The organism is Cupriavidus sp. 05N40 (assembly GCF_056397305.1).
In genome coordinates, this window is record NZ_JBFTND010000428.1 from 1 (window position 1) to 1590 (window position 1590).

The window sequence follows — 1590 nt, forward strand, 5'->3', positions numbered from 1 at the left end:
GAGTACAGGGGTTCGAATCCCCTAGGGGACGCCAGATTTCGAGCGTAATCAAACGTTCGGTTTGTCGTCGGCGGCATTACTGCCGGTAGCAAGCAGAAGTATTGGAGTGGTAGTTCAGTTGGTTAGAATACCGGCCTGTCACGCCGGGGGTCGCGGGTTCGAGCCCCGTCCACTCCGCCAAATCTAAACCCGCATGGTTATGCCATGCGGGTTTTTCTTTTTCCGCTTCCATATTCTGCGATTCGCCCTCGCCGTTCTCCGCCGGTGTCCTTGGCGGCGGCCCGCGATAATCTTTTCGTCACGGGCGTGGCCGGCCGCCTGGCGGCACGGCGCATTATGCCTGCCTGCCCCCGCGATTACCCCCCCCGTGATTATCTCCAGGTCCGGCATCAGCCCGCCTGGCGCCGGCTCACCGTGACGAAGTAACGCACCAGCAGCGATCCGGCGAGCGCCAGGCTCAGGCTGTTGGCCAGCCAGAAGCCGGCTGCGCCGCGCGTGAAGGCCGGCATCGACTCGAGCAGGCCGAAGCCAAGCACATAGCCCCCGCCCAGCCCGACGCCCCAGAGCGAAAGAGCATAGATCAGCGTTGGCACCAGTGCGATCTTGTATGCACGCAGGATGAAGGCGGTCATCACCTGGACCGCATCGAAGGCCTGGTAGAAGGCGATGAACAGCATCAGCGGCAGGGCGGCCTTCACTACCGCCGGATCCTTGGCGTAGGCATGCAGCAGCGGCTCGCGCAGGATCCACAGCAGGCTGCCTACCAGGATCGCAAGCAGCGCTGCCAGGCCGATGCCGCGCCTGGCGATGCGGCGCGCCGCGGCGTGATCGCGCGCGCCGATCGACTGCGCCACCAGCGTCGAGGTGGAGATCGCCAGCGAGAGCGGCAGCATGTAGGCGACCGCGCCAAGGTTGGCGATGATCTGGTGGCCGGCCAGCACGACGGTGCCCATGCGCGTGATGAAGATCGACATCAGCGTAAACGAGGTGATCTCGATCAGGTAGGTCAGGCCCATCGGTACGCCCAGGCGCAGCAGCGCACGGATCGGCCGCGCCTGCGGCCACGCCCAGCTCGAGAAGATCTGCAGGGGCCGGTAGGCCGCGTTGCGCCGCAGGATCATCACGCCGGATATGCACCAGATCCAGCTGATCGATGCCGAGGCCAGCGCGCAGCCCGGGCCGCCCATCGGCGCCAGGCCGAGTCCGCCTCCGATGAACCAGGCATTGAGCGGGATCTTCACGCACAGCCCGGCCAGCTGGAGCACGGTCACCATCACCGGTCGCGACAGGGCATTGTTCAATGCCGAGTAAATGCGAAATCCGAGTGCCGCCGGCAGGCCGAAAGCCTGGATATGCAGGTAGTGGGTTGCCTTCTCGACCAGTTCGGGCGGCGCCTGCGCGAACTCCAGCAAGGGCCCGGGGAAGGCCAGCAGCAGCATGCCCGGCACCGCCAGCGCCACGCCCAGCCAGGCAGCCTGCCTGACTTCGCTGCCGATCTCCGCCGCGCGGCCGGCCCCGTGCAGCTGGCCGGCGACCGGGGCGAGCGCCTGCAGTACGCCCATCAGGCTGATGTAGACCGTAATGTAGATG

General features: G+C 66.0%; 1 protein-coding gene and 1 tRNA gene. One reads left to right on the plus strand and one right to left on the minus strand.

The window, feature by feature from the left end:
- Window positions 1–103 precede the first annotated feature (103 nt).
- Window positions 104–180: transfer RNA gene (locus AC1DO7_RS41205), tRNA-Asp, on the plus strand.
- A 209-nt stretch (window positions 181–389) separates the two neighbouring features.
- On the opposite strand, the gene AC1DO7_RS41210 is transcribed toward AC1DO7_RS41205, so the two are convergent.
- The gene (locus AC1DO7_RS41210) at window positions 390–1589 is read right to left on the minus strand and encodes an MATE family efflux transporter (protein ID WP_477117570.1); all 1200 of its coding nucleotides are present in this window, start codon (window positions 1587–1589) and stop codon (window positions 390–392) included.
- Between the last annotated feature and the right edge of the window lies 1 nt (window position 1590).